Here is a 21,964-nt window from a genome sequence, read left to right as displayed (position 1 = left end):
ATTAACTGGTGCGTCGGCGCACGGGGAATGGGGGAAGTACCGCGTTTTGTAGCTCGCGTCCGGCGTCAGAGAAAAACGTTAACGCCGCACCCATTGTCTGGGTCTCAACGATTTTCCCGGCCTCCATCACCATAACCCGATCGCAAAACCGCTCTACCAGACGCAGATCATGGGTGATAAACAGGCACGCTGTCCCGAATTGTTGCTGGAGTTTTTTAAGCAAGCGAATCACGTTCGCCTGCAAGACCAGATCAAGATTCGACACCGCTTCATCGAGGATTAATAGCTTCGGTTCAACGGCCAGCGCCCGCGCAAGACATACGCGCTGCAATTGACCCCCGCTCAGCTGTGGAGGACGTTTAGTGAGAAGCGCATCATCCAGTTCTACCGCACGCAGCAGTTCGCGGGATCGGATTATCTGCTCGGTTTTAGATAAGGACAGAAGATGGCGCATCGGCTCGCGCAGGATTTCACTGACGGTTTTACGCGGATTTACCGCGCTGATCGCATCCTGAAACACCATCTGAATCTCGCGACGAAACGCTTTTTGTCTGGCCCGATTGAGCTGTGAAAGCGAGTCGCCCCGCCAGAACACCTCGCCCTGGCCGGGGGATTCCAGCCCCACCAGCAAACGCGCCAGCGTGCTTTTCCCACAGCCGCTGCGGCCCAACAGAGCCACGGTTTCGCCGGTTTTGAGGCTCATGGCGACATCGTTAAGCACCCGCTCTGAAGGCATATACTGATGCGAAAGTGCAGAAACAGACAGTAAGGTCATGACGTTAACTCCATGCCATACAGCGCCAGATGTGCCGACACCAGACCGCGCGTCACCGGATGCGTCGGCGCACGAAACAGCGCGTCAACCTCGCCCTGCTCCACAATCACGCCGTTATCCATTACCGCCACGTCATCCGCCAGTCGAGCAACCACGCCCATATCGTGCGTCACCAGCAGCATTCCAGGTGCGCGAGTTTGCATGATGCTGTCCAGCAGATCGAGAATCCGCGACTGCGCCACGGCATCCAGATCGGTGGTCGGTTCATCGGCGATGATAAACGGCGCATCGCACAGCATCACAATGGCGATCATCATCCGCTGTAACATGCCACCACTCATTTCGAACGGATAAAGCTTCAGCACCCGCGACGCCTCCTCCAGCCCAACGGCTTCCAGCGCGGCGATAAGCGCCCTGGCGTCTGACGGTTTATCCAGCGCCAGACAGGTTTCGCGGGCGTGCGTCGTCATGGTATGCAGCGGGTTAAAGGCGCTGCGCGGGTTTTGCATAATAGTGGCGATCTTCATTCCGCGAAGGCAATCCGGCGCGATTAACCTGCCGTCCGCCAGAATCTGGCCCGCCGTCTGACGCACACCGGCGGGCAACACGCCAAGCATGGCCGCGCAGGTCAGGGATTTCCCACTGCCACTTCCGCCGACCAGCGCCAGCACGCGTCCACGCCTGAGCGTCAAAGAAACGCCTTTCACCAGCGGGCGATCCGCTTCAAGCACGAGATTCTGTAAATCAATACGTTGTGGCATCAGTGGGCATGCTCCGTGAGCAGATGAGGATCGAGGTGATCGCGCAGGGCGTCACCCACCAGATTAAAGGCCATTACGCTGATAAATAGCGCCACCCCAGGCCAGACCATTTGCAGCGGCTGCGTCCAGATATACTGGCGCGCATCGTTGATCATCACGCCCCATTCGGCGGTTGGCGCGGTCACGCCTAAGCCGAGGAAGGACATCCCGGCGACGTGCAGCATCATATGGCCGATATCGAGCGTCGCCAGCACCAGCAGCGACGGCAGTGCAGCCCCGGTGAGATGATCGATAAAAATGCGTAGATTTCCGGCTCCTGAAAGGCGTGACGCGAGGACAAATTCTCGTTGGCGCAGGGCGATCACCAGACTGCGCACCATCCGCGCATACCAGGCCCAGTGGGACAGCGCGATGGCGATGATGACGTTGGTCAGCCCCGTCCCCAGTACGCCCACGAGGAAGAACGACAGAATCGAGGTCGGAAAGGTCATGAACATATCGGCGACGCGCATGGCGAGCTGATCGACTCGCCCGCCGAGCAGCCCGGCAGCGCCACCAACCACCATCCCTACTATCAGCACTAACAGCAGGCAGGCCATCACTGAGCCGAGCGACACGCGGGTGGCCGCCAGCAAACGAGAAAAAATGTCGCGCCCGAGATGGTCGGTGCCCAGCCAGTGCTGGCTGTCCGGCGACAACAGCCGCGAAGGCAAGTCAATCGCCTGCGGATCAAACGGCAGCCACCACTGGCTGGTCAGCGCAACCAGCGCCAGCAACGCGATGATGACCAGCGCCAGGCGAACGGAAAGACGCGCGGAACGATAGAAATTCATGCGTGCGCTCCTTCATGACGACGAATGCGCGGGTCGAGCGCCGCGTTCAGCACATCCACCGCCAGATTGCAGAGGACAAACACCACCACCATGATCAGCGTAAAGCACTGGATGACCGGATAGTCGCGGTTAAAAATCGCCGAGACCGCATAGCGCCCCACACCCGGCCAGGCAAAGATGTTCTCAATGATCATCGTCCCGCCAATCAGCTCGCCGATATGCATCCCCACGGCGGTGATCATCGGCAGCGAGGCATTGCGCAGAATGTGACGCCGCTCGGTTTGCTTGTGATTCAGACCGCGCAAACGCGCCCAGGTGACGTGGCGCTGTCCGGCGACGTCGAGCATGCTGGCCCGCAGCAGTCGGGCATTGATCGCCAACGACATAAACGCAATTGACACGGCGGGCAGAATCAAATGCTGCCAGTCACCGTAGCCCATCGCCGGGAGCCATTTGAGCCATACCGAGAAGCACATCACCAGCAGGAAGGCGAGCCAGAAGTTAGGCATCGAGACACCGAGAAACGAAATCACCCGCACAATAAAATCGGGCAGACGGTCACGATGACGCGCTGCCCAAATCCCCAGCGGCACCGACGTGAGCAAGATCAGCACCAGCGCCGCACCGGCCAGCAGCAGCGTGGCAGGCAAAAAATTCAGAACATCGTCCAGCACCGGGCGCTGAGTGGCGAATGACACCCCGAAATCGAGATGCAACGCACGCCAAAGCCAGGTGCCGTACTGCACGATTAAAGGCTGATCCAGCCCGAGCATCACCCGCGTCGACGCAACCATTTCCGGCGTGGGCGGCAGATTCGACAGACGAAGATAATCCAGCGCCGGATCGCCGGTCCCAAGACGCAGCATCAGAAAGATAATCACCGAGGCGGCGAATATCATCGGGACCAGCAGCAGTATGCGCCGCAAAATATAGCGCCCCATCAGGGTTTCACCGGCTGGATCTGTTCAAACGGAATGTCGGACGCGATGGGCGCGAACGGGATCACGCCCAGCGCTGGTTTCGCCACCACCATCATCGACACATAGCTGATGGGCAGATAAACCGCGTCGTTGTGCAGGCGAGTTAAGATATCGCGGTACAACGCCTGACGCTGCGTTTCATCGGTCGTCGAAAGCACTTCGCCGATCTCTTTGTCGATAACCGGTTTATCTGCGAGGCCCAGCTGAGCCTGGTAATCGGCATGAGAGGGAACGCGCATTGAGCTCATAAAAGCATGCGGGTCGTAGGGCGCGCCCCAGGTGCGGTTGAAGATCATGCCAAAGCGACCGTCGCGCTGACGAGCGTAAATGCTGCTCTCCTCTTCCCCTATCAGTGCCACATCGACGCCCACCTGACGCATATCGGCCTGAATGATTTCCGCCATTGATTTGCTCAGAGCATCGGTGCCGATATAAGACAGTTCAATCCGCAGCGGCTGACCGTTTTTCTCGCGGATCGCTTTTCCGCTGTGCGCCTTCCATCCGGCCTGTTCCAGCAGCGCTTTCGCCTGTTGCGGATCGTACTGACGCGGTTTCAGGCCAATGTTCGCGTAAGGCACTGTCGGAGCAAACAGCGTCTCCGCCACCTGCTGCGTACCGTACAGGGCGTTGTCAATCAGGGATTTTTTGTTGACCGCGTAGTTCAGCGCTTCGCGCACGGCGAGATCGTCCGTCGGCGTTTTGGCGGAGTTAAGCGCCAGCATCACCGTTTCGACGGGCTGAGAAAGCTGAGTACGATAGTGTACGCTTTGGCTAAAGCGGGCAAAGGTATCCAGCGGTAACAACCCTTCGTTGCCGTAAAGCAGGTCAATATCCCCCGTTTCAAAGGCCACGGCGCGGGTGGTTGGGTCCGGGATGACTTTCACCGTAATCTGGCGGATGGCGGGCTTTTCGCCCCAGTAGTGCTCGTTGCGCACCAGTACGTCGTATTGATTGAGTTTTGACTCTTTAAGCACCCACGGACCGGTGCCAATAGGCGCGGTAATGCCGTTCATCGTTTCGTTATTTTTAAACTGCGACGGCGCGATAAAGCGGAAAGGACGCGGCAGCGCGAGTTCTTGCAGGAACGGGTAATAGGCGCTTTTCAGCGTAATTTGCAGCTCGGTGTTATTGAGCGCTTTAACCTCGACAATCTGCCGGGCCAGTTCCAGCCAGGCGTGGCGCTGACGGTTATCCAGAACCGCACGGAAGTTCTCGGCGGCGGCCTGAGCAGTGAAGGGTTCACCGTTGGAAAATGTGACATTGTCACGCAACCTAAATACCCAGGTTTTGCCATCCGCCGAGTGGGTCCAGCTTTTCGCCAGCCAGGGTTTAACCGAACCATCGGTCTGGTATTTCACCAGTGGCTCGTACACCATGCTTTGAGCAAACATTTGATTGGGCGTATAAAGATGGGGATTGAGCGGTCCTACATTGACGGGCCACGCGGTTGTGAGTTCGTCGGGTGCGCCTGCCTGCGCGAAAAACGACACGCACGCCAGCAGCGCGCAGACAAAACGGCCAGATCTGGACAAAAGTTGCCTCTTACCCTTTCGGGGTAGCTAAAACGTGTGACGATTTTAGGTTTTCATCATACTTTTAAGCTGTCCTGGATCAACCGACGGGGCGCGGGAGACAGAAAATATACAAAATTCGTATATTTAAATCCCAATCAATAAGCACAGCTTTACCCTGCCCGACCCAATTCGCACCGTAGCCTGACCAGGCGTACTGTGCTATATAATAAGTATGTTGTAACTACTATGGGCGTATTATGGCGACTTACGATCTTCTCGAACGGCTGAACTCGACCTTTCACCAGATTGAACATGAACTGATGAGCCTGAGCGAACGGCTGAAAAGCTGTCGGCTGCTGGCCGCGCGCGTCTTTAGCTTGCCGGATGTGGTTAAAGGGGCGGAACACGATCCGCTGGATGTGATTGAGGTGAAACAGCACGTCGGAAAAGAGGCGCTGGATTTGACGATTGCCCACTACCGCCATCTGTTTATCCAGCAGCAGTCAGAAAATCGCAGCAGCAAAGCCGCCGTGCGCCTGCCGGGCGTCATCTGCCTGCAATGCGATGCCCCCCTTCGCGAGCAGATCGAAAATCAGATCTCACAGATTAATACGCTGAAGGCCGCGTTTGAGAAAATCGTCACCGAAGAGTCTGGTCTGGCCCCTGCCGCGCGCTTTGAGTGGGTGCATCGCCAGTTGCCGGGTCTGATTACTCTCAACGCTTACCGCTCGCTGACCCTGCTGCGCAAGCCAGCGACTTTGCGCTTTGGTTGGGCGAACAAGCACATCATCAAGAATTTCACCCGTAATGAGGTGCTGTCGATGCTGGAGAAGAGTCTCAAATCCCCGCGCACTATGGCGCCCTGGTCGCGCGAGCAGTGGATTGAGCGTCTCGAACAGGAGTACGAGAATATCGCCGCGCTGCCTGCCGATGCGCGGCTCAAAATCAAACGTCCGGTGAAAGTGCAGCCGATTGCGCGCGTCTGGTATTCCGGTGAGCAAAAACAGGTGCAGTACGCCTGCCCGACGCCGTTGATTGCGCTGTACGACACCGACCAGGGGGCGATGGTGCCCGATATCGGGGAGCTGCTGAACTACGATGCCGAAAATATTCAGCACCGTTATAAACCGCAGGCACAGCCGCTGCGATTGATTATCCCACGGCTGCACCTGTATGTGGCGGAGTGATTACTTCTGGCTACCGACCATCTCTTCCGGACGCACCCAGAGATCAAATTCGGCTTCGCTCAGATAGCCCAGCGCCAGCGCAGAGGCTTTTAGCGTTAACCCCTCTTTGTGCGCTTTTTTGGCAATTTCTGCCGCTTTATCGTAGCCAATATGGGTGTTGAGCGCGGTCACCAGCATCAGGGATTCATTCAGCAGCTGACTGATGCGCTCCCGGTTCGGCTCTATCCCCGTCGCGCAGTGTTCGTTAAAACTTTCCATCCCGTCTGCCAGCAGGCGCACCGATTGCAGGAAGTTATGGATAACCATCGGGCGATAGACGTTAAGCTCAAAGTTGCCCGATGCCCCGCCAAGATTCACCGCCACGTCGTTGCCAATAACCTGGCAGCACAGCATGGTCACGGCTTCGCACTGCGTTGGATTCACTTTTCCCGGCATGATCGAACTGCCAGGCTCGTTTTCCGGAATACTGATTTCCCCGATACCACAGCGTGGGCCGGACGCCAGCCAGCGCACGTCGTTGGCGATTTTCATTAGCGACGCCGCCAGCCCTTTCAGCGCACCGTGGGCATGGACTAATGCGTCACAGGTGCCGAGGGCTTCGAATTTGTTTGGTGCGGTCACAAACGGCTGACCGGTGATCTCTGCCAACTCTTTCGCCACGCGCACCGCATATTCCGGGTGGGTATTCAGCCCGGTACCGACCGCCGTGCCGCCCAGCGCCAGCTCAGACAGATGCGGCAGGCTATTATCGATATGTCTGAGGTTATGCTCCAGCATCGCCACCCAGCCGGAAATCTCCTGGCCGAGCGTCAACGGCGTGGCATCCTGTAAATGAGTGCGACCAATTTTAACAATATCGCCGAACGCCTGTGATTTCTGGCTCAGAGTTTGGGTCAGCACCTTCAATTGCGGAATGAGGTGTTCGCGCAGCGCAACGATCGCCGCGACGTGCATCGCCGTCGGGAAGACGTCGTTGGAGCTCTGGCTTTTATTGACGTCATCGTTCGGGTGAACTTTACGCTCCATGCCGCGCACGCCGCCCAGCAGTTCGCTTGCGCGGTTGGCCAGCACTTCGTTCATGTTCATGTTGCTTTGCGTGCCGGAGCCGGTCTGCCAGATGGCGAGCGGGAATTCGTCGGGGTGTTTATCAGCCAGCACTTCATCGGCGGCACTGATGATAGCCGTCGCTTTCTCGGCGGGAAGCAGGCCTAAATCCTGGTTAACTTTTGCGGCGGCGCGTTTGGTCAGCGCCAGAGCGTGGATCAGCGAGACGGGCATTTTCTCCGTTGAGATACGGAAATGCTCCAGCGAGCGCTGGGTTTGCGCGCCCCATAGCTTGTCAGCCGGGACGTCGATAGCGCCCATTGAATCGTTCTCGCGACGTGTGGTGGTCATTACTTTCTCCTTGATAACAATGAAATGGGGGACATTGCTCACATGCTGGATTAAGTATTGTTTGCTTCAAAAAAACGGTATGGCGCTTTGTGCGCTCTTTATTTGCCGGGTGGCGGTTAAGTATCGCCAGGTCCGGGATTCTACGGTTTTTGTGTCGGGTGGCGCTTCGCTTACCCGACCTACAGACCCAAGGTTTTGTAGGCCGGGTAAGGCGAAGCCGCCACCCGGCACTGTTTAAAAACTACTTAACACACGCCGAACACTGGGACGACTGGATCTGTTTGAAGAAGTCGTTGCCTTTGTCATCCACGAGGATAAACGCCGGGAAATCTTCCACTTCAATTTTCCAGATAGCTTCCATCCCCAGTTCCGGGTATTCCACGCACTCCAGGCTCTTGATGCTGCCCTGCGCCAGAACCGCAGCCGGACCACCGATGCTCCCGAGATAGAATCCGCCGTGTTTATGACAGGCATCCGTCACCTGCTGGCTGCGGTTGCCTTTCGCCAGCATGATCATGCTCCCGCCGTTGGCCTGCAGCTGATCCACATAGGAATCCATGCGTCCTGCCGTGGTCGGGCCAAGTGAACCCGAGGCATAACCGTCTGGCGTTTTCGCCGGTCCCGCGTAGTAAATCGGGTGATCTTTCACGTACTGCGGCAGACCTTCGCCGTTCTCCAGACGCTCCTGCAACTTGGCGTGAGCAATGTCGCGCCCGACGATAATGGTGCCGTTCAGCGACAAACGCGTCGAAACCGGATACTGGGACAGCTGCGCCAGGATCTCGCTCATCGGACGGTTAAGGTCAACGTGAACCGCTTCGCCTTCACCGGCTTTGCGCAGCTCTTCCGGGATGTATTTCCCTGGGTTGTTTTCCAGTTTTTCGATCCAGATACCGTCGCGGTTGATCTTCGCTTTAATGTTGCGATCCGCCGAACAGGAGACGCCCATTCCGACCGGGCAAGACGCACCGTGGCGCGGCAAACGAATGACGCGGATGTCGTGGGCGAAATATTTGCCGCCGAACTGCGCGCCGAGGCCCAGGTTTTGCGCTTCGATCAGCAGTTCCTGTTCAAGCTGAACGTCGCGGAACGCCTGACCGTGTTCGTTCCCTTCCGTCGGCAGACCGTCATAGTATTTCGTGGACGCCAGTTTGACGGTTTTCAGGGTACTTTCCGCCGAGGTGCCGCCGATGACAAACGCAATGTGATACGGCGGACAGGCAGCCGTGCCGAGCGTGCGCATCTTCTCGACCAGATAGTTTTTCAGCTTGCCCGGCGAGAGCAGCGCTTTGGTTTCCTGATACAGATAGGTTTTGTTGGCAGAACCGCCACCTTTGGCGATGCACAGGAATTTGTACTCGTCGCCGTCGACGCTGTAGAGGTCAATCTGCGCTGGCAGGTTGGTGCCCGTATTCACCTCTTTGTACATATCCAGCGCCGCATTTTGCGAATAGCGCAGGTTATCTTCGATGTAGGTGTTATACACGCCATGCGCCAGCGCGGCTTCGTCGCCGCCGCCGGTCCAGACGCGCTGGCCTTTTTTGCCGGTGATGATCGCCGTGCCGGTGTCCTGACAGGTCGGCAGAATGCCTTTCGCAGCGATATCGGAGTTACGCAGGAATTGCAGCGCGACGTATTTGTCGTTTTCGCTGGCCTGCGGATCGCTCAGGATATCGGCAACCTGCTGCTGATGCGCCGGACGCAGCATAAAGGAGGCATCGTGGAAGGCGTGCTGCGCGAGCAAGGTCAGCGCCTGGGGGTCAACTTTTAGGATCTCCTGCCCTTCGAATTCAGAGACAGAGACGTGGTCAGATGTTAACAGATAGTATTCGGTCTGATCCTTCGCCAGCGGGAAAGGATCTTGATAATGAAAGGGTTTGTTCGACATTGTTCTCTCACTTACTGCTTCGGTCTGATTATTTAAGAGCAGATGTTCCGCTGCCCTGCTTTAAAAGCGAGTTTGCTTATCCTACACAATTTTTTAACAAAAACTGAGACTAGTACGACTTTTTACATGCGCAGGTTACTTCCGCGCGGTTTATTGCTTTAATACGCGAAGATAATTCCACATTTGAAACAGGGCTTGATAATGCAAAAACTCATCAACTCAGTGCAGAACTATGCCTGGGGAAGTCAAACTGCGTTAACGGATCTCTACGGTATCGCCAATCCCGACAATCTGCCGATGGCGGAACTGTGGATGGGTGCGCATCCGAAGAGCAGCTCAAAAATTGAAGACGCCAGCGGTCAGGTGCGTTCTCTGCGTGATGTGATCGACGCCGATAAAGCCGCGCTGCTCGGTGATGCGGTTGCCCAGCGTTTCGGCGAATTGCCGTTCCTGTTCAAGGTACTGTGTGCCGCACAGCCGCTGTCTATTCAGGTTCACCCGAACAAAAAAGCGTCTGAAATCGGTTTTGCAAAAGAGAATAAAGCCGGAATTCCGCTGAATGCCGCCGAGCGTAACTACAAAGATCCGAACCACAAGCCGGAACTGGTTTTCGCCTTAACGCCATTCCTGGCGATGAACGCCTTTCGCGAGTTCTCCGAGATTGTCTCCCTGCTGCAACCGGTCGCAGGCGCCCATCATGCCATCGCCCATTTCCTCGAGAACCCTGATGCGGCAGGCCTGAGCCAGCTTTTTGCCAGCCTGCTGAACATGCAGGACGACGAAAAATCTCACGCGCTGGCAGTGCTGAAAGCCGCGCTGAACAGCCAGCAGGGCGAACCGTGGCAGACCATTCGCCTGATCTCTGAATTCTACCCGAACGACAGCGGCCTCTTCTCCCCTCTGCTGCTGAACGTGGTGAAGCTGAATCCGGGCGATGCGATGTTCCTGTTTGCCGAAACGCCGCACGCTTACCTGCAAGGCGTGGCGCTGGAAGTGATGGCGAACTCCGATAACGTCCTGCGTGCCGGTCTGACGCCGAAGTACATCGACATTCCTGAACTGGTGGCGAACGTGAAATTCGTGGCGAAACCTGCCGCAGAGCTGCTCACTCAGCCGGTGAAAAACGGCGCAGAGCTGGACTTCCCGATTCCGGTTGACGATTTCGCTTTTGCGCTGCATGACCTGAGCGCAACGGAGACAGCGGTTTCACAGCAGAGCGCGGCGATCCTGTTCTGTGTTGAAGGCGAAGCGGTGCTGAGCAAAGGTGAGCAGCGCCTGGTGCAGAAACCGGGTGAATCGGCATTTGTGGCGGCGAATGAGTCACCGATCAGCATCAGCGGCACTGGCCGTTTGGCTCGAGTCTTCAATAAGCTATAAGTTTATCGGCACTCTTGCTAAGCTAGTTAAAGGCTTTATATCACCAGGCGGTTTCTACCGCCTGGTTTCATTTTAGGGATAATCACGATGAAAAAATCGGTTGTAGCGGTTAGCGTTGTTGTCGCATTAGGCGTGGTCTGGACGGGTGCTTCGTGGTTCACCGGTAAGCAGCTGGAGAGCCGTCTGGCGGAAATGGTGGCGCAGGCCAACAGCGAAATTAAACGTACGGCACCCGAAGCCGGGCTGGAATTGAGCTATCAGGATTATCAGCGCGGCGTCTTCAAGAGCCACATGCAACTGGTGGTTAAACCCGTTGCAGGCAGTGAAAATGGCTGGCTGAAGGCCGGTCAAAGCGTGGTACTAAACGAAGTGGTCGATCACGGCCCATTCCCGTTGGCTCAGCTTAAGCATTTCAATCTGATCCCTTCGATGGCGTCGGTTAAATCCACGCTGGTGAATAACGAAGCGACCAAACCGCTGTTCGACCTGGCGAAAAACGAATCGCCATTTGTGGTGGATACCCGCATCAGCTACGCCGGTGATACGAGTTCTGATATCGCCCTGAAAGCGCTGAATTATGAAAAAGGTGAAGAGAAAGTCGCCTTCAGCGGTGGCGATTTCAAACTGGATGCGGACCGTGAAGGCAACGTAATTTCCCTGAGTGGAACAGCGGAAAGCGGACTGGTCAATGCGGTGAACGAATACGATCAGAAGGTCCAGATGACCTTCAATAACCTGAAACTGGACGGTAACAGCCGCCTGACCAGCTTTGATGAACGCATTGGCGATCAAAAAATTAGCCTTGAGAAATTGTCACTTGGCGTGGAAGGTAAAGAGATGGCCGTGCTGGAAGGCATGAATCTGGACGGCAAATCGGAAATCACCAAAGACGGCAAAAGCGTGAACAGCCAGCTGGACTACAGCCTGAATAGCCTGAAAGTACAGAATCAGGATCTGGGCTCCAGCAAACTGACGCTGAAAATCGGCAATATCGACGGCCAGGCGTGGCACCAGTTCAGCCAACAGTATCGTGCTCAGAGCCAGGCGCTGCTGGCCGATAAAGAGCTGATGACAAAAAATCCTGAGCTGTATCAGCAAAAAGCAATGGATGCTCTGTTAAGCAACCTGCCGCTGCTGCTGAAAGGCGAACCGGTGATCACCATTGCTCCCCTGAGCTGGAAAAACGGCAAAGGCGAAACCAACTTTAATCTGTCTCTGTTCCTGAAAGATCCGGCAACAGCGACCGGTGAAGCGCAGACTCTGGCGCAGGAAGTGGATCGCAACGTGAAGTCCATCGATAGCAAACTGACCATTCCGGTGGATATGGCTACCGAGTTTATGACGCAAATAGCGAAGCTCGAAGGCTATAACGAAGCCGATGCGGCGAAGCTGGCAAGCCAGCAAGTGAAAGGCATGGCGGCGATGGGCCAGATGTTCCGCATTACGACGCTTGAAGACAACGTGATTGGCACCAGCCTGCAATACGCAAACGGCCAGGTCACGCTGAACGGGCAGAAAATGCCGCTGGAAGATTTCGTCGGCATGTTCGGAATGCCAACGCTGGGAATGCCGGAACCGGCTGAACCTGCGGCTCCGCAGCAGTAACGGTGAAAAAAGCCGGGTGGCGCTGCGCTTACCCGGCCTAAAGAGCCAGTGCGATCAAGGGTTTTGTAGGCCGGGTAAGGCGAAGCCGCCACCCGGCTTTTTTTATGACGAGAAATCCACTCCCTGTCGCCAGCGATTCTCCCAGTGAGCAAGATACTGCGCCACCAGGTCCGGGGCGTTGTGGATCACAATCACGTTTTCCGAGTTTTTGTATTCCGCCGTTTTGGCGAAGTTGAATGAGCCGGTCTCCACCGTGCACCCGTCGACGATAATCACTTTATCGTGCTGAATTCGATAATGATCGTCGGTTCTCAGCTTGATGCCATTTTGCGTCACATAGCGCATCGCCAGCAGGCTTTTATCGCTGATGTTTCCCTTCTCATCGATCACAATTTGCACGTCAACGCCGCGCTTTTGCGCCGCCACCAGCGCGTTCATCACATCCGGGGCGCTGAATGAAAAGGCCATCATGCGGATCGATTTTTCGGCATTATTAATCGTTTTCAGCACCAGTTCCTGGGCGCCGCCCTCCGGTGAGAATCCGACTTCAATATTGCTTGAGGCGATCGAAACAGCGGGAATGAACGCTAATGCGAGCAGAGTTTTGAAGATTTGCATGAAGATAATCGTTTTACAGAACTTAACAGGAGCGCCGAATATGCATCCTTCAACGGGTGTGGCTCTTGATCTGGATCACCGCAACACACCGTGCCGGACTGAAAATAGCCAAAATTCTGCGCCGCGCTAACCGCAATCTTTGTATAATACGCGCTCCATTTTCCAGACAGGGCGGCACAGTCAGCTTTCAAGAATGAACATGAAAACACCATTACTGCTCTTGTCCCTGTTGGTGTTAGCTGGCTGTGGAAACAGTACGTTATCGCAAATGGAAATGCCGGTACAAAAACGCGCTCACATTGTGGTCGGTGATTACGGGCGCGGCATCGACCCCATGATCCATCTGTATATGCAGGATAAAAACGTCACCGGGATGATTGTCGCGATTATTCAGCATAATGGTCCCGCCGAATTTCACAGTTACGGTGTCACTGACGAGAAAAATCGCCACCCCATCAATCCTGATACATTGTTCGCCCTGGGTTCGTTGAGTAAAGGTGTCACCGCCGAAGTGACCACGCTGCTGGTCAATGAGGGAAAACTCAACTGGACGGATACGCTCGACACCCTGCTGCCTGCCGACACGCCGTTAAGCCCTGATGCGAAAAATATCACCCTGCTACAGCTGGTGACTCACACCTCCGGTTTGCCGCGTCAACCTATGGATCTGTTGACGCTGGAAAATCTTATGCGTTATTTCAGCACCGGTGAGAACTTTTATTCAGAGCTTGATAGCAACAACGTCCTGACTTATCTGAGCGATTTCGACGCCCCCGACTCTCACGCACCGCAGTATTCAAATATCGGCTATGCCATTCTGGGCTACATTTTGCAAAGGCACGCCGAAGAGCCCATTGAAGCACTGGCACAGCGCGAGATATTTGCCCCGTTGCACATGAGTAACAGCAGTTACAGGCCAGAGCGGCTCAAGTCTTATCCGTATCGCGCACTCGGTCATGCTGGCGATCAGCCCAAATTGATCCCCCGTGGAGAGCTCACGCCGGACTGGCATTTCCAGCACAATATGACCGCTGCGGCCAGCCTGTACAGCAGCGCCCGCGATCTTGCGACCTACGCCCGAGCGCACTTCAGCCCTACCGATCAAGACGCACTCAATCAGACGTTTAAAGACGTCACCCGCACCTACTATTACCGGCAGAAAGAGGCCGCCAATATTGCCTGGGTGAGTGACGAAATGAACGGTCAGAAAATGACCTATCAGGTGGGGTATATTGGTGGATATTCCAGTTACATTGGTTTTGATAAGCAAAATCAGAATGCGGTGATCGTGCTACAAAATAGCTTTAACTGGAGCAACTACATTGGCCAGACGATCCTGACGCACCTGGCAAAACAGCCGAAAACCCTCGCTGCAAACTGACGGTGCTACTTCACCGTCACCAGCCGCGCCGAGACAATCTGATGCCCGGCTTGTACGTCTGATTTTTCAATTCGCTGCATGATTCTGTCCGCCAGCGTGTAGCCCATCTCCCGCGCTGGCGTTGTCGCCCAGACGATAGGCAGATCGTCTAATGCATTTTCTCCAACGTCAGCAAAAGCGCCCAAAGCCACCTGCTGATCGAAGAAAGTCTCAACGCCGCCTTCACCGCTCTGGCGTCCGGCGCGGATCAGGCCGAACCACGCGCCCATCGCAATAATATCGTTGTAGCAAATCACCGCGCTGATGGTGGGATTGCTGCGCAACAATGCGCCCATAGCTTCCGCCGCTTTCTTCTGGCTGGATTCACACTCGACCACCCATTCGCTGTGGAATGGCAGGCCATATTTAATCAGCGTTGAGCAGTAGCCGCCCACGCGTTCGGCGCGGGTCAGCGAGGAACTCTTCCCGCCCAGCCACGCGATTTTCTGATGACCGCGACGAATCAGATGTTCAGTCAGCATTTGTGCTGCCTGCATGTTGTCGGGCCGCAGGGTATCGGCTTCATCGAGATAGCTGGCGCGCGAGGCAAACACCAGTGGAACGCCCTTTTGCGCCGCACGTTCGCACAGTTCACTGCCCACGCCCGACGCGCCCGCGATGATTACACCGTCCACGCCCTGGGTCAGCAGCATATCCAGACGGGAAAGCAGCTGATCCGCTTCGCGTCCCCCGTGCAGCAAGAAAACCATTCGCCCCTGCGCTTCCAGCGCCTCCGTCAGCCCGGCGGTCAGTTCCGCATAAAACGGCGAGGTGAGATCGCGCACAATCAGCCCAATAACGCCGCTTTGCCCGCCGCGAAGCGAAGCCGCCTGACGGTTACGTACAAACCCCAGTTGCTCTACCGCCTCGTTCACGCGCTGACCGGTAGCAGGAGAAATGCGCCCTTTTCCGCTCAGCACCAACGAAACGGTACTGACCGATACTCCGGCCACCAGCGCAACATCATTAATGGTTACCTTTTTCGCAACAGACATGTGAACGCCCAACTCCCTGATGTGCAGTCCGATAAAACGTTTTATCAATAGGTTCTATTTATACTGCTAATTAAAGCACGAGAATGTGATTCAGAGCGCACTAAAGTTTGGTAAAACGTTTTATCTTCTCGCCACAACGAAACAGATAAAACCCTTTTAACCTTCAAGGAGTCGTTTTATGACGGCGAAAGCAGCACCAAAAATATCGCTGTGGGAGTTCTTCCAGCAACTGGGTAAAACCTTTATGTTGCCGGTGGCACTGCTCTCGTTTTGCGGGATCATGCTCGGGATCGGCAGCTCGCTCAGCAGCCACGATGTCATTACTCTGATCCCATTCCTGGGCAATCCGGTGCTGCAGGCGATCTTCATCTGGATGAGCAAAGTCGGCTCCTTCGCGTTTAGCTTCCTGCCGGTGATGTTCTGTATCGCAATCCCGCTGGGTCTGGCGCGCGAAAACAAAGGCGTGGCCGCATTTGCGGGTTTCGTCGGTTACGCGGTGATGAACCTGGCAGTGAACTTCTGGCTGACCGCCAAAGGCATTCTGCCAACCACTGACGCTGCCGTCCTGAAAGCCAACAACATTCAGAGCGTGCTGGGCATTCAGTCCATCGACACCGGGATCCTCGGTGCGGTCATTGCGGGCGTGATCATCTGGATGCTGCACGAGCGCTTCCACAATATCCGCCTGCCTGACGCCCTGGCATTCTTCGGCGGTACGCGCTTTGTGCCGATTGCTACCCTCTTCGTTATGGGCCTGTTTGGCCTGATTATTCCACTGATCTGGCCGGTCTTCGCGATGGGAATCACCGGCATTGGCCGCATTATTAACAGCGCGGGCGATTTCGGTCCGATGATTTTCGGTACCGGTGAACGTCTGCTGCTGCCGTTTGGTTTGCAGCATATTCTGGTGGCGCTGATCCGCTTTACCGAAGCGGGCGGCACGATGGACGTGTGCGGTCACGATGTCAGCGGCGCATTGACTATCTTCCAGGCGCAGCTGAGCTGCCCGACTACCCACGGCTTCTCTGAAAGCGCGACCCGCTTCCTGTCGCAGGGTAAAATGCCGGCCTTCCTCGGCGGTCTGCCGGGTGCCGCTCTGGCGATGTACCACTGCGCACGCCCTGAAAACCGTCACAAAATTAAAGGCCTGCTGATCTCTGGCGTTATCGCCTGCGTGGTCGGCGGAACAACTGAGCCAATCGAGTTCCTGTTCCTGTTCGTCGCTCCGGTTCTGTACCTCATTCACGCCGTGCTGACCGGCCTGGGCTTCACCGTGATGGCGGTTCTGGGTGTGACTATCGGCAACACCGACGGCAACGTTATCGACTTCGTGGTGTTCGGTATCCTGCACGGTCTGTCGACCAAATGGTACCTTGTACCCGTGGTTGCGGCGATTTGGTTCGCGGTGTACTACGGTATCTTCCGCTTCGCGATTACGCGCTTTAACCTCAAAACGCCGGGCCGTGATAGCGATACAGCCAGCACTGAACAAGCGGTTGTAGGCACTGTTGGTAAATCGGGCTACAACACGCCAGCGATTCTGGCGGCTCTCGGCGGTGCGGATAATATTACCTCGCTGGATAACTGCATCACCCGCCTGCGCCTGTCGGTAAACGATATGTCGAAGGTAGACACCAACGCCCTGAAGGCCAACCGGGCCATCGGCGTGGTACAGTTGAATCAGCATAATTTGCAGGTGGTGATTGGACCGCAGGTCCAGTCGGTTAAAGATGAACTATCGACGCTCATGCGTACGGTAGAAGCCTGACACCTCGCCCCCTTCTAGTGAAGGGGGTTTTACTTTAAGGACGAGAGCCATGTTTGATTTTTCAACCGTCGTCGATCGCCACGGAACCTGGTGTACGCAGTGGGATTACGTCGCTGACCGCTTTGGCGCGGACGATCTACTGCCCTTCACCATTTCCGATATGGATTTTGCCACCGCACCGTGCATTACCGAGGCGCTGCACCAGCGCATCAACCACGCCATATTTGGCTACAGTCGCTGGAAGAACGACGAGTTTCTCGCTGCCGTGGCGCACTGGTTCCGGCAACGTTTTAATAGCCGTATCGACACCGACACCCTCGTGTATGGCCCGTCGGTGATTTATATGGTCTCCGAGCTTATCCGCATCTGGTCCAAACCCGGTGACGGCATTGTGGTCCACACCCCCGCTTACGACGCGTTTTATAACGCCGTGCAGGGTAACGATCGCAAAGTCGTTCCTGTTCCGATGCAAAAAAATGCGACCGGCTGGGCGTGCGATATGACCCGACTGGAAGCTGAGCTGGCGAAACCTGAGAACACCGTTCTGCTGCTGTGTAGCCCACAAAACCCGACAGGGAAAGTCTGGACGCGCGACGAGCTAAACATCATGGCCGAGCTGTGTGACCGTTACGATGTGGCGGTGATCAGCGATGAAATTCATATGGATATGGTGTGGGGAGACCATCAGCATACGCCGTGGAACGAAGTGGCTAAGAGCAAGTGGGCGCTGCTGACCTCAGGCTCCAAGAGTTTTAACATTCCGGCGCTGACCGGCGCGTACGGGCTGATCGGCGATGACGAAAGTCGCGCGAGTTATTTGAAAGCATTGAAAGGTCGCGACGGACTTTCGTCCCCTTCCGTGCTGGCGCTGACGGCGCATATTGCCGCTTACGAGCAAGGCGAAGCGTGGCTGGATGCACTGCGGGCTTATCTGGAAAATAATCTGCACTATGTAGCAGAACAGTTAAACGCTGCGTTCCCACAGCTCAACTGGCAGCCGCCGGAAGCCACTTATCTGGCGTGGATTGATTTGAGTCCATTAGGCATCGATGATAAATCGCTGCAAAAAGTCCTCATCGAACAGCAAAAAGTGGCGATTATGCCGGGATATACCTACGGCGTGGAAGGTCAGGGTTATGTGCGTTTGAATGCAGGATGTCCGCGCAGCAAGCTGGAACAAGGGGTTGAGCGGTTAATCGCAGGGATTCAATCTCTGCTGTAACGGGTTGCGCAATAGAATTTCCTATTGCGCAAATAGCTTTTTACCTGCAAATGTTTTTATAATGTGGCGCACTTTAACCAGAAAATGAGTGCGACCATGATTGATACACGTCTTCCGTTAACCGATATCCACCGTCATCTTGATGGCAACATTCGTGCCCAAACTATTCTCGATCTTGGCCGCCAGTTTAATTTATCCCTCCCCGCTCAAACTATTGAGACCCTGATCCCCCACGTGCAGGTAACGACGAACGAGCCGGATCTGGTGAGTTTCCTCGGCAAGCTGGACTGGGGCGTGAAAGTGCTGGCCTCGCTGGATGCCTGTCGTCGCGTCGCGTTTGAAAACATCGAAGATGCTGCGCGCAACGGCCTGCACTATGTCGAACTGCGTTTTTCCCCAGGCTACATGGCAATGACCCACAATCTGCCTGTTGAAGGTGTGGTAGAAGCCGTTATCGAAGGCGTGCGCGAAGGCTGTAAAGCGTTTGACGTTCAGGCGCGTCTGATTGGTATTATGAGCCGTACTTTTGGTGAAGCCGCGTGTCTGCAAGAGCTGGAAGCGTTGCTGGCCCACCGCGACCATATTACGGCCGTCGACCTGGCCGGTGACGAGCTGGGCTTCCCCGGCAGCTTGTTCCTCTCCCACTTCAACCGCGCACGCGATGCAGGCTGGCATGTCACCGTACATGCGGGCGAAGCGGCAGGCCCGGAAAGTATCTGGCAGGCCATTCGTGAGCTGGGTGCCGAGCGTATCGGCCACGGCGTGAAGGCCATTGAAGACAAAGCGCTGATGGATTTCCTGGCTGAACAGCGTATCGGTATCGAATCGTGTCTGACGTCCAATATCCAGACCAGCACGGTCGCGTCCCTGGCACAGCATCCGCTGAAAATCTTCCTTGAACATGGCGTGCTGGCAACGCTGAACACCGACGATCCGGCGGTTCAGGGTATCGATATTATCCATGAGTATCATATCGCCGCACCTCAGGCAGGTCTGAGCCGTGAGCAGATTCGCCAGGCACAGATCAACGGGCTGGAGATTGCGTTCCTGAGCGCAGCGGAGAAACAAGCGCTGCGCGATAAAGTCGCTGGTTGATAAACCTCTTGTCGGGCGGCACTTCTTTTGCCGGCCAACACAGATAAATAAAAGGCCGGCACATTCGCCGGCCTTTTTCACTCTTACGCCAGACAGAGCGTCGAGCGGTGTTTCGCTGATTCGATACCCAGCTCGATCAGTTCCATAATCTGAATCGCCTGGCTGGCCGGAACCGGGTTTTCGCCCGTACCGTTCAGCGCATCGCGAATTGCTGCATAGTAGGCCGGGTAATTGCCCGGCAGCGTCAGCCAGGTTTCCTGTACCTGTTCTTCGCCTTCAACACGCGTCAGAACACCATCACGCATATCGTAGCCCCAGTCTTCCTGCGGCAGACGTTCGCCGTTTTTGAGGCGGTCTTCCTGCGGATCCAGACCAAACTTGACGTAGCTCCCGCGCGTACCATGAACAATGTATCGCGCAGATTCTGCCGCCGCCAGCATGGTACCGTGCAGGACCACGCGACGCTGCGGATAGCTCAGAATCGCATGGAAGTAGTCCGTTGCCTGTGCGCCAGGACGCAGCTGCGCCAGATCGACCGTCATGCTGACCGGCAGGCCAAACAAATTCACCGCCTGGTCCAGAAGATGCGGGGCCAGATCGTACCAGATACCACTTCCCGGACCGGCCTGTTCGCGCCAGCGATTACGCACCTGCGGACGGAAGCGGTCGAAATGAGATTCGAAATACGCCACCTCACCCAACGTTCCTTCGCCAATCAGCGCTTTGAGCGTCAGGAAATCACTGTCCCAGCGACGATTATGGAAAACCGACAGCAATCGCCCAAGGCTTTTTGCCAGTGCGTCCAGCTCGCGTGCCTGCGACAACGTGACCGTGAAAGGTTTATCCACCACCACGTGCTTGCCCGCTTCCAGCGCGGCTTTCGCCAACGGGAAGTGCGTGTCATTGGGGGTGGGAATGACGATTAAATCGATGTTTGGATCGTTAAACAGGTGTTTAGGCTCAGAAACTACCGGAACCGTTGGCCAGTCAGCGTGAACTTTTGTCGCATCGCTGCTCGAAACTGCTGCCAGCTCCATTCCAGGCGTACCAGCAATCAGCGGCGCGTGGAACGTCTTGCTGGCATACCCATAACCAATTAATCCTACGCGGATTTTGTCACTCATGTCATTGCCTCTCGTCGTTGCTTTCGCTCATTCTCACACTATCAACATTGCTGTCACAACAATTTTGTAATGGATTACAAAAAGTAAAATAGCACGAGTCACCTTTTGTCTTTGTTACATTCATATAACATGCTGAATTCATACAAGGAAACCGTTCCCAAAGGACTTGCGATAGCCGAAACAGCGCTGTAACATTCTCAAACTGTATTTATGGATAAATCACAAACAAAGATCATGACGTCAATAATCAATCGAATTGTGGAATTAGCGGGATGGGTTGTCCTCGGTGTTTCAGTCATTTTGCTCGGCGTTGCCAGCCACATTGATAACTACCAGCCACCTGAGCCTGTTGCCGCCTCTCAGGCGAAATAAGTCGCAATGAAAGAGTGACATATGCTGTCAGTTGCGTATTGCCAGTGGCAGAAATCAGCGTTAACCTTCTTCCTTGGGCGTCGTCCGACGCCTGATTTATTCAAAGAAAACTCCTAATTTAGCCTTAACACTTGAGTGGGCCGTTTACGTCCTTATTTATCCGTTTATTATTCGACCGAATTTCCCTGCCAGTAAAATTTACTTTTAAAATGGAAGCTTAATAAAATGACAGTTCAGGACTATTTATTAAAATTTCGCAAGATCAGTTCTCTCGAGAGCCTGGAAAAACTGTTTGACCATTTGAACTACACGCTCACCGATAATCAGGACATCATCAATATGTATCGCGCCGCCGACCATCGCCGTGCGGAGCTGGTGTCAGGCGGACGCTTGTTCAACGTCGGCGAAGTCCCTAAATCAGTTTGGCGCTACGTGCTGTAAGACGGTAGCCATCAGCGCGAAATGTTATATACTCACGCCCCGGTAAATTTGCCGGGTATCATTTCGCGCAGACTGAGGGAGATAACATGACCACATCGCCTGGAGAAAAAATCGGAGGCTGGTTACTCGCCCCGCTCGCCTGGTTACTGGTTGCTTTGTTAAGCGCATCGCTTGCGCTGCTGCTGTACACCACGGCTCTCGTCACGCCGTATGCGTTAAAGAATCTGACCTCGCAAAGCACCGTGAATATCGCTTTATGGTTTGCTTCATTCGGTTTTGCTATCGCCATGTGGTATTACACCCTTTGGCTGACCATCGCGTTCTTTAAACGTCGTCAGAAAGTACGCAAGCATTACATTATCTGGCTGCTGATTTCTGTGCTGCTGGCTATTAAGGCTTTCGCCTTTTCGCCGGTTTCAGACTTACTGGCGACACGCCAGCTGCTGTTCCCGCTGCTGGCCGCCGCGCTCTTCGCACCCTATTTCAGGCGCTCAGCCCGCGTGAAAAAGACCTTTGTGAATCCGTAATAACCCTACAGTTATCCTGTTGTCGCCCGTTGTGGTTTATCCGATAATAGGCGGCTTTTTTATTTCA

Annotated in this window: 20 protein-coding genes; 10 read left to right on the top strand and 10 right to left on the bottom strand. The window is 55.2% G+C overall.

Annotated elements, in window-relative coordinates; all coding sequences use genetic code 11:
• Nucleotide 1: 1 nt before the first annotated feature.
• Genes nikE through nikA form a run of 5 tightly spaced genes read right to left on the bottom strand, consistent with a single transcriptional unit; the run spans nt 2 to nt 4,881 of the window.
• A complete protein-coding gene (nikE, locus tag C3708_RS00425; protein ID WP_103972655.1) occupies nt 2-775 on the bottom strand; it encodes a nickel import ATP-binding protein NikE in 774 nt (257 codons plus the stop codon).
• A complete protein-coding gene (gene nikD / locus C3708_RS00420) occupies nt 772-1,536 on the bottom strand; it encodes a nickel import ATP-binding protein NikD (protein WP_103949061.1) in 765 nt (254 codons plus the stop codon). The genes nikE and nikD overlap by 4 nt, the downstream gene beginning before the upstream one ends.
• Nucleotides 1,536-2,369 carry a nickel ABC transporter permease subunit NikC gene (gene nikC, locus C3708_RS00415; RefSeq protein ID WP_103949062.1) on the bottom strand — a complete coding sequence of 278 codons (834 nt, stop codon included), beginning with the start codon at nt 2,367-2,369 and terminating at the stop codon, nt 1,536-1,538. Before nikC ends, nikD begins: the two co-directional genes overlap by 1 nt.
• Nucleotides 2,366-3,310, bottom strand: a complete 945-nt coding sequence (gene nikB, locus C3708_RS00410) for a nickel ABC transporter permease subunit NikB (protein WP_103949063.1) — start codon at nt 3,308-3,310, stop codon at nt 2,366-2,368. Before nikB ends, nikC begins: the two co-directional genes overlap by 4 nt.
• Complete coding sequence (gene nikA / locus C3708_RS00405) at nt 3,310-4,881, bottom strand: nickel ABC transporter substrate-binding protein (RefSeq protein ID WP_103949064.1); 1,572 nt, start codon at nt 4,879-4,881, stop codon at nt 3,310-3,312. Before nikA ends, nikB begins: the two co-directional genes overlap by 1 nt.
• Before the next feature lie 239 nt (nt 4,882-5,120).
• Here nikA and tus point away from each other — a divergent pair, with 239 nt between their 5' ends.
• Nucleotides 5,121-6,050: a DNA replication terminus site-binding protein gene (gene tus / locus C3708_RS00400; RefSeq protein ID WP_103949065.1), complete on the top strand. Its 930-nt coding sequence runs from the start codon at nt 5,121-5,123 to the stop codon at nt 6,048-6,050.
• On the opposite strand, the gene fumC is transcribed toward tus, so the two are convergent.
• On the bottom strand, nt 6,051-7,445 hold the full coding sequence (gene fumC / locus C3708_RS00395; RefSeq protein ID WP_103949066.1) for a class II fumarate hydratase: 1,395 nt from the start codon (nt 7,443-7,445) through the stop codon (nt 6,051-6,053).
• A gap of 241 nt (nt 7,446-7,686) precedes the next feature.
• On the bottom strand, nt 7,687-9,333 hold the full coding sequence (gene fumA, locus C3708_RS00390) for a class I fumarate hydratase FumA (protein ID WP_095281841.1): 1,647 nt from the start codon (nt 9,331-9,333) through the stop codon (nt 7,687-7,689).
• Between the two features lie 201 nt (nt 9,334-9,534).
• Between fumA and manA the strand changes: the two genes are divergently transcribed.
• Both manA and C3708_RS00380 read left to right on the top strand, forming a co-directional pair.
• Complete coding sequence (gene manA / locus C3708_RS00385; RefSeq protein WP_103949067.1) at nt 9,535-10,710, top strand: mannose-6-phosphate isomerase; 1,176 nt, start codon at nt 9,535-9,537, stop codon at nt 10,708-10,710.
• 87 nt (nt 10,711-10,797) lie between these two features.
• The gene (locus C3708_RS00380; RefSeq protein ID WP_103949068.1) at nt 10,798-12,315 is read left to right on the top strand and encodes a YdgA family protein; all 1,518 of its coding nucleotides are present in this window, start codon (nt 10,798-10,800) and stop codon (nt 12,313-12,315) included.
• A 102-nt stretch (nt 12,316-12,417) separates the two neighbouring features.
• Here C3708_RS00380 and C3708_RS00375 read toward each other — a convergent pair whose 3' ends face one another.
• Nucleotides 12,418-12,933, bottom strand: a complete 516-nt coding sequence (locus tag C3708_RS00375; protein ID WP_103946394.1) for a phospholipase D family protein — start codon at nt 12,931-12,933, stop codon at nt 12,418-12,420.
• Nucleotides 12,934-13,126: 193 nt separating this feature from the next.
• Here C3708_RS00375 and C3708_RS00370 point away from each other — a divergent pair, with 193 nt between their 5' ends.
• Nucleotides 13,127-14,314 (top strand): serine hydrolase, encoded by a 1,188-nt coding sequence (locus tag C3708_RS00370; RefSeq protein WP_103949069.1) that lies wholly within the window; start codon nt 13,127-13,129, stop codon nt 14,312-14,314.
• Between the two features lie 5 nt (nt 14,315-14,319).
• On the opposite strand, the gene C3708_RS00365 is transcribed toward C3708_RS00370, so the two are convergent.
• Nucleotides 14,320-15,348, bottom strand: a complete 1,029-nt coding sequence (locus C3708_RS00365) for a Mal regulon transcriptional regulator MalI (RefSeq protein WP_095281836.1) — start codon at nt 15,346-15,348, stop codon at nt 14,320-14,322.
• A 178-nt stretch (nt 15,349-15,526) separates the two neighbouring features.
• Here C3708_RS00365 and malX point away from each other — a divergent pair, with 178 nt between their 5' ends.
• The 3 genes from malX to add all read left to right on the top strand — a co-directional run bounded on the left by malX (nt 15,527) and on the right by add (nt 19,433).
• The gene (malX, locus tag C3708_RS00360; RefSeq protein WP_103949070.1) at nt 15,527-17,116 is read left to right on the top strand and encodes a maltose/glucose-specific PTS transporter subunit IIBC; all 1,590 of its coding nucleotides are present in this window, start codon (nt 15,527-15,529) and stop codon (nt 17,114-17,116) included.
• 49 nt (nt 17,117-17,165) lie between these two features.
• Nucleotides 17,166-18,338, top strand: a complete 1,173-nt coding sequence (locus C3708_RS00355) for a MalY/PatB family protein (protein WP_103949071.1) — start codon at nt 17,166-17,168, stop codon at nt 18,336-18,338.
• Nucleotides 18,339-18,434: 96 nt separating this feature from the next.
• Nucleotides 18,435-19,433 carry an adenosine deaminase gene (gene add / locus C3708_RS00350; RefSeq protein ID WP_103949072.1) on the top strand — a complete coding sequence of 333 codons (999 nt, stop codon included), beginning with the start codon at nt 18,435-18,437 and terminating at the stop codon, nt 19,431-19,433.
• Nucleotides 19,434-19,516: 83 nt separating this feature from the next.
• Here add and C3708_RS00345 read toward each other — a convergent pair whose 3' ends face one another.
• Nucleotides 19,517-20,557: an oxidoreductase gene (locus C3708_RS00345; protein ID WP_095281832.1), complete on the bottom strand. Its 1,041-nt coding sequence runs from the start codon at nt 20,555-20,557 to the stop codon at nt 19,517-19,519.
• A gap of 246 nt (nt 20,558-20,803) precedes the next feature.
• Between C3708_RS00345 and blr the strand changes: the two genes are divergently transcribed.
• From blr to C3708_RS00330, 3 genes are all read left to right on the top strand, one after another.
• Nucleotides 20,804-20,929 (top strand): division septum protein Blr, encoded by a 126-nt coding sequence (gene blr / locus C3708_RS00340; protein WP_174348432.1) that lies wholly within the window; start codon nt 20,804-20,806, stop codon nt 20,927-20,929.
• Between the two features lie 225 nt (nt 20,930-21,154).
• Complete coding sequence (ydgT, locus tag C3708_RS00335) at nt 21,155-21,370, top strand: transcription modulator YdgT (protein ID WP_095281830.1); 216 nt, start codon at nt 21,155-21,157, stop codon at nt 21,368-21,370.
• Between the two features lie 86 nt (nt 21,371-21,456).
• A complete protein-coding gene (locus tag C3708_RS00330) occupies nt 21,457-21,897 on the top strand; it encodes a DUF2569 domain-containing protein (RefSeq protein ID WP_095281829.1) in 441 nt (146 codons plus the stop codon).
• The last annotated feature ends 67 nt before the right edge of the window (nt 21,898-21,964 follow it).

Origin of the sequence: Lelliottia sp. 7254-16 (genome assembly GCF_002922995.1) — a bacterium.
GTDB classification, from domain to species: Bacteria; Pseudomonadota; Gammaproteobacteria; order Enterobacterales; family Enterobacteriaceae; genus Enterobacter; species Enterobacter jeotgali.
The sequence above is the reverse complement of the archived record's forward strand: the minus strand, read 5'-3'. Positions and strand labels throughout refer to the sequence as shown.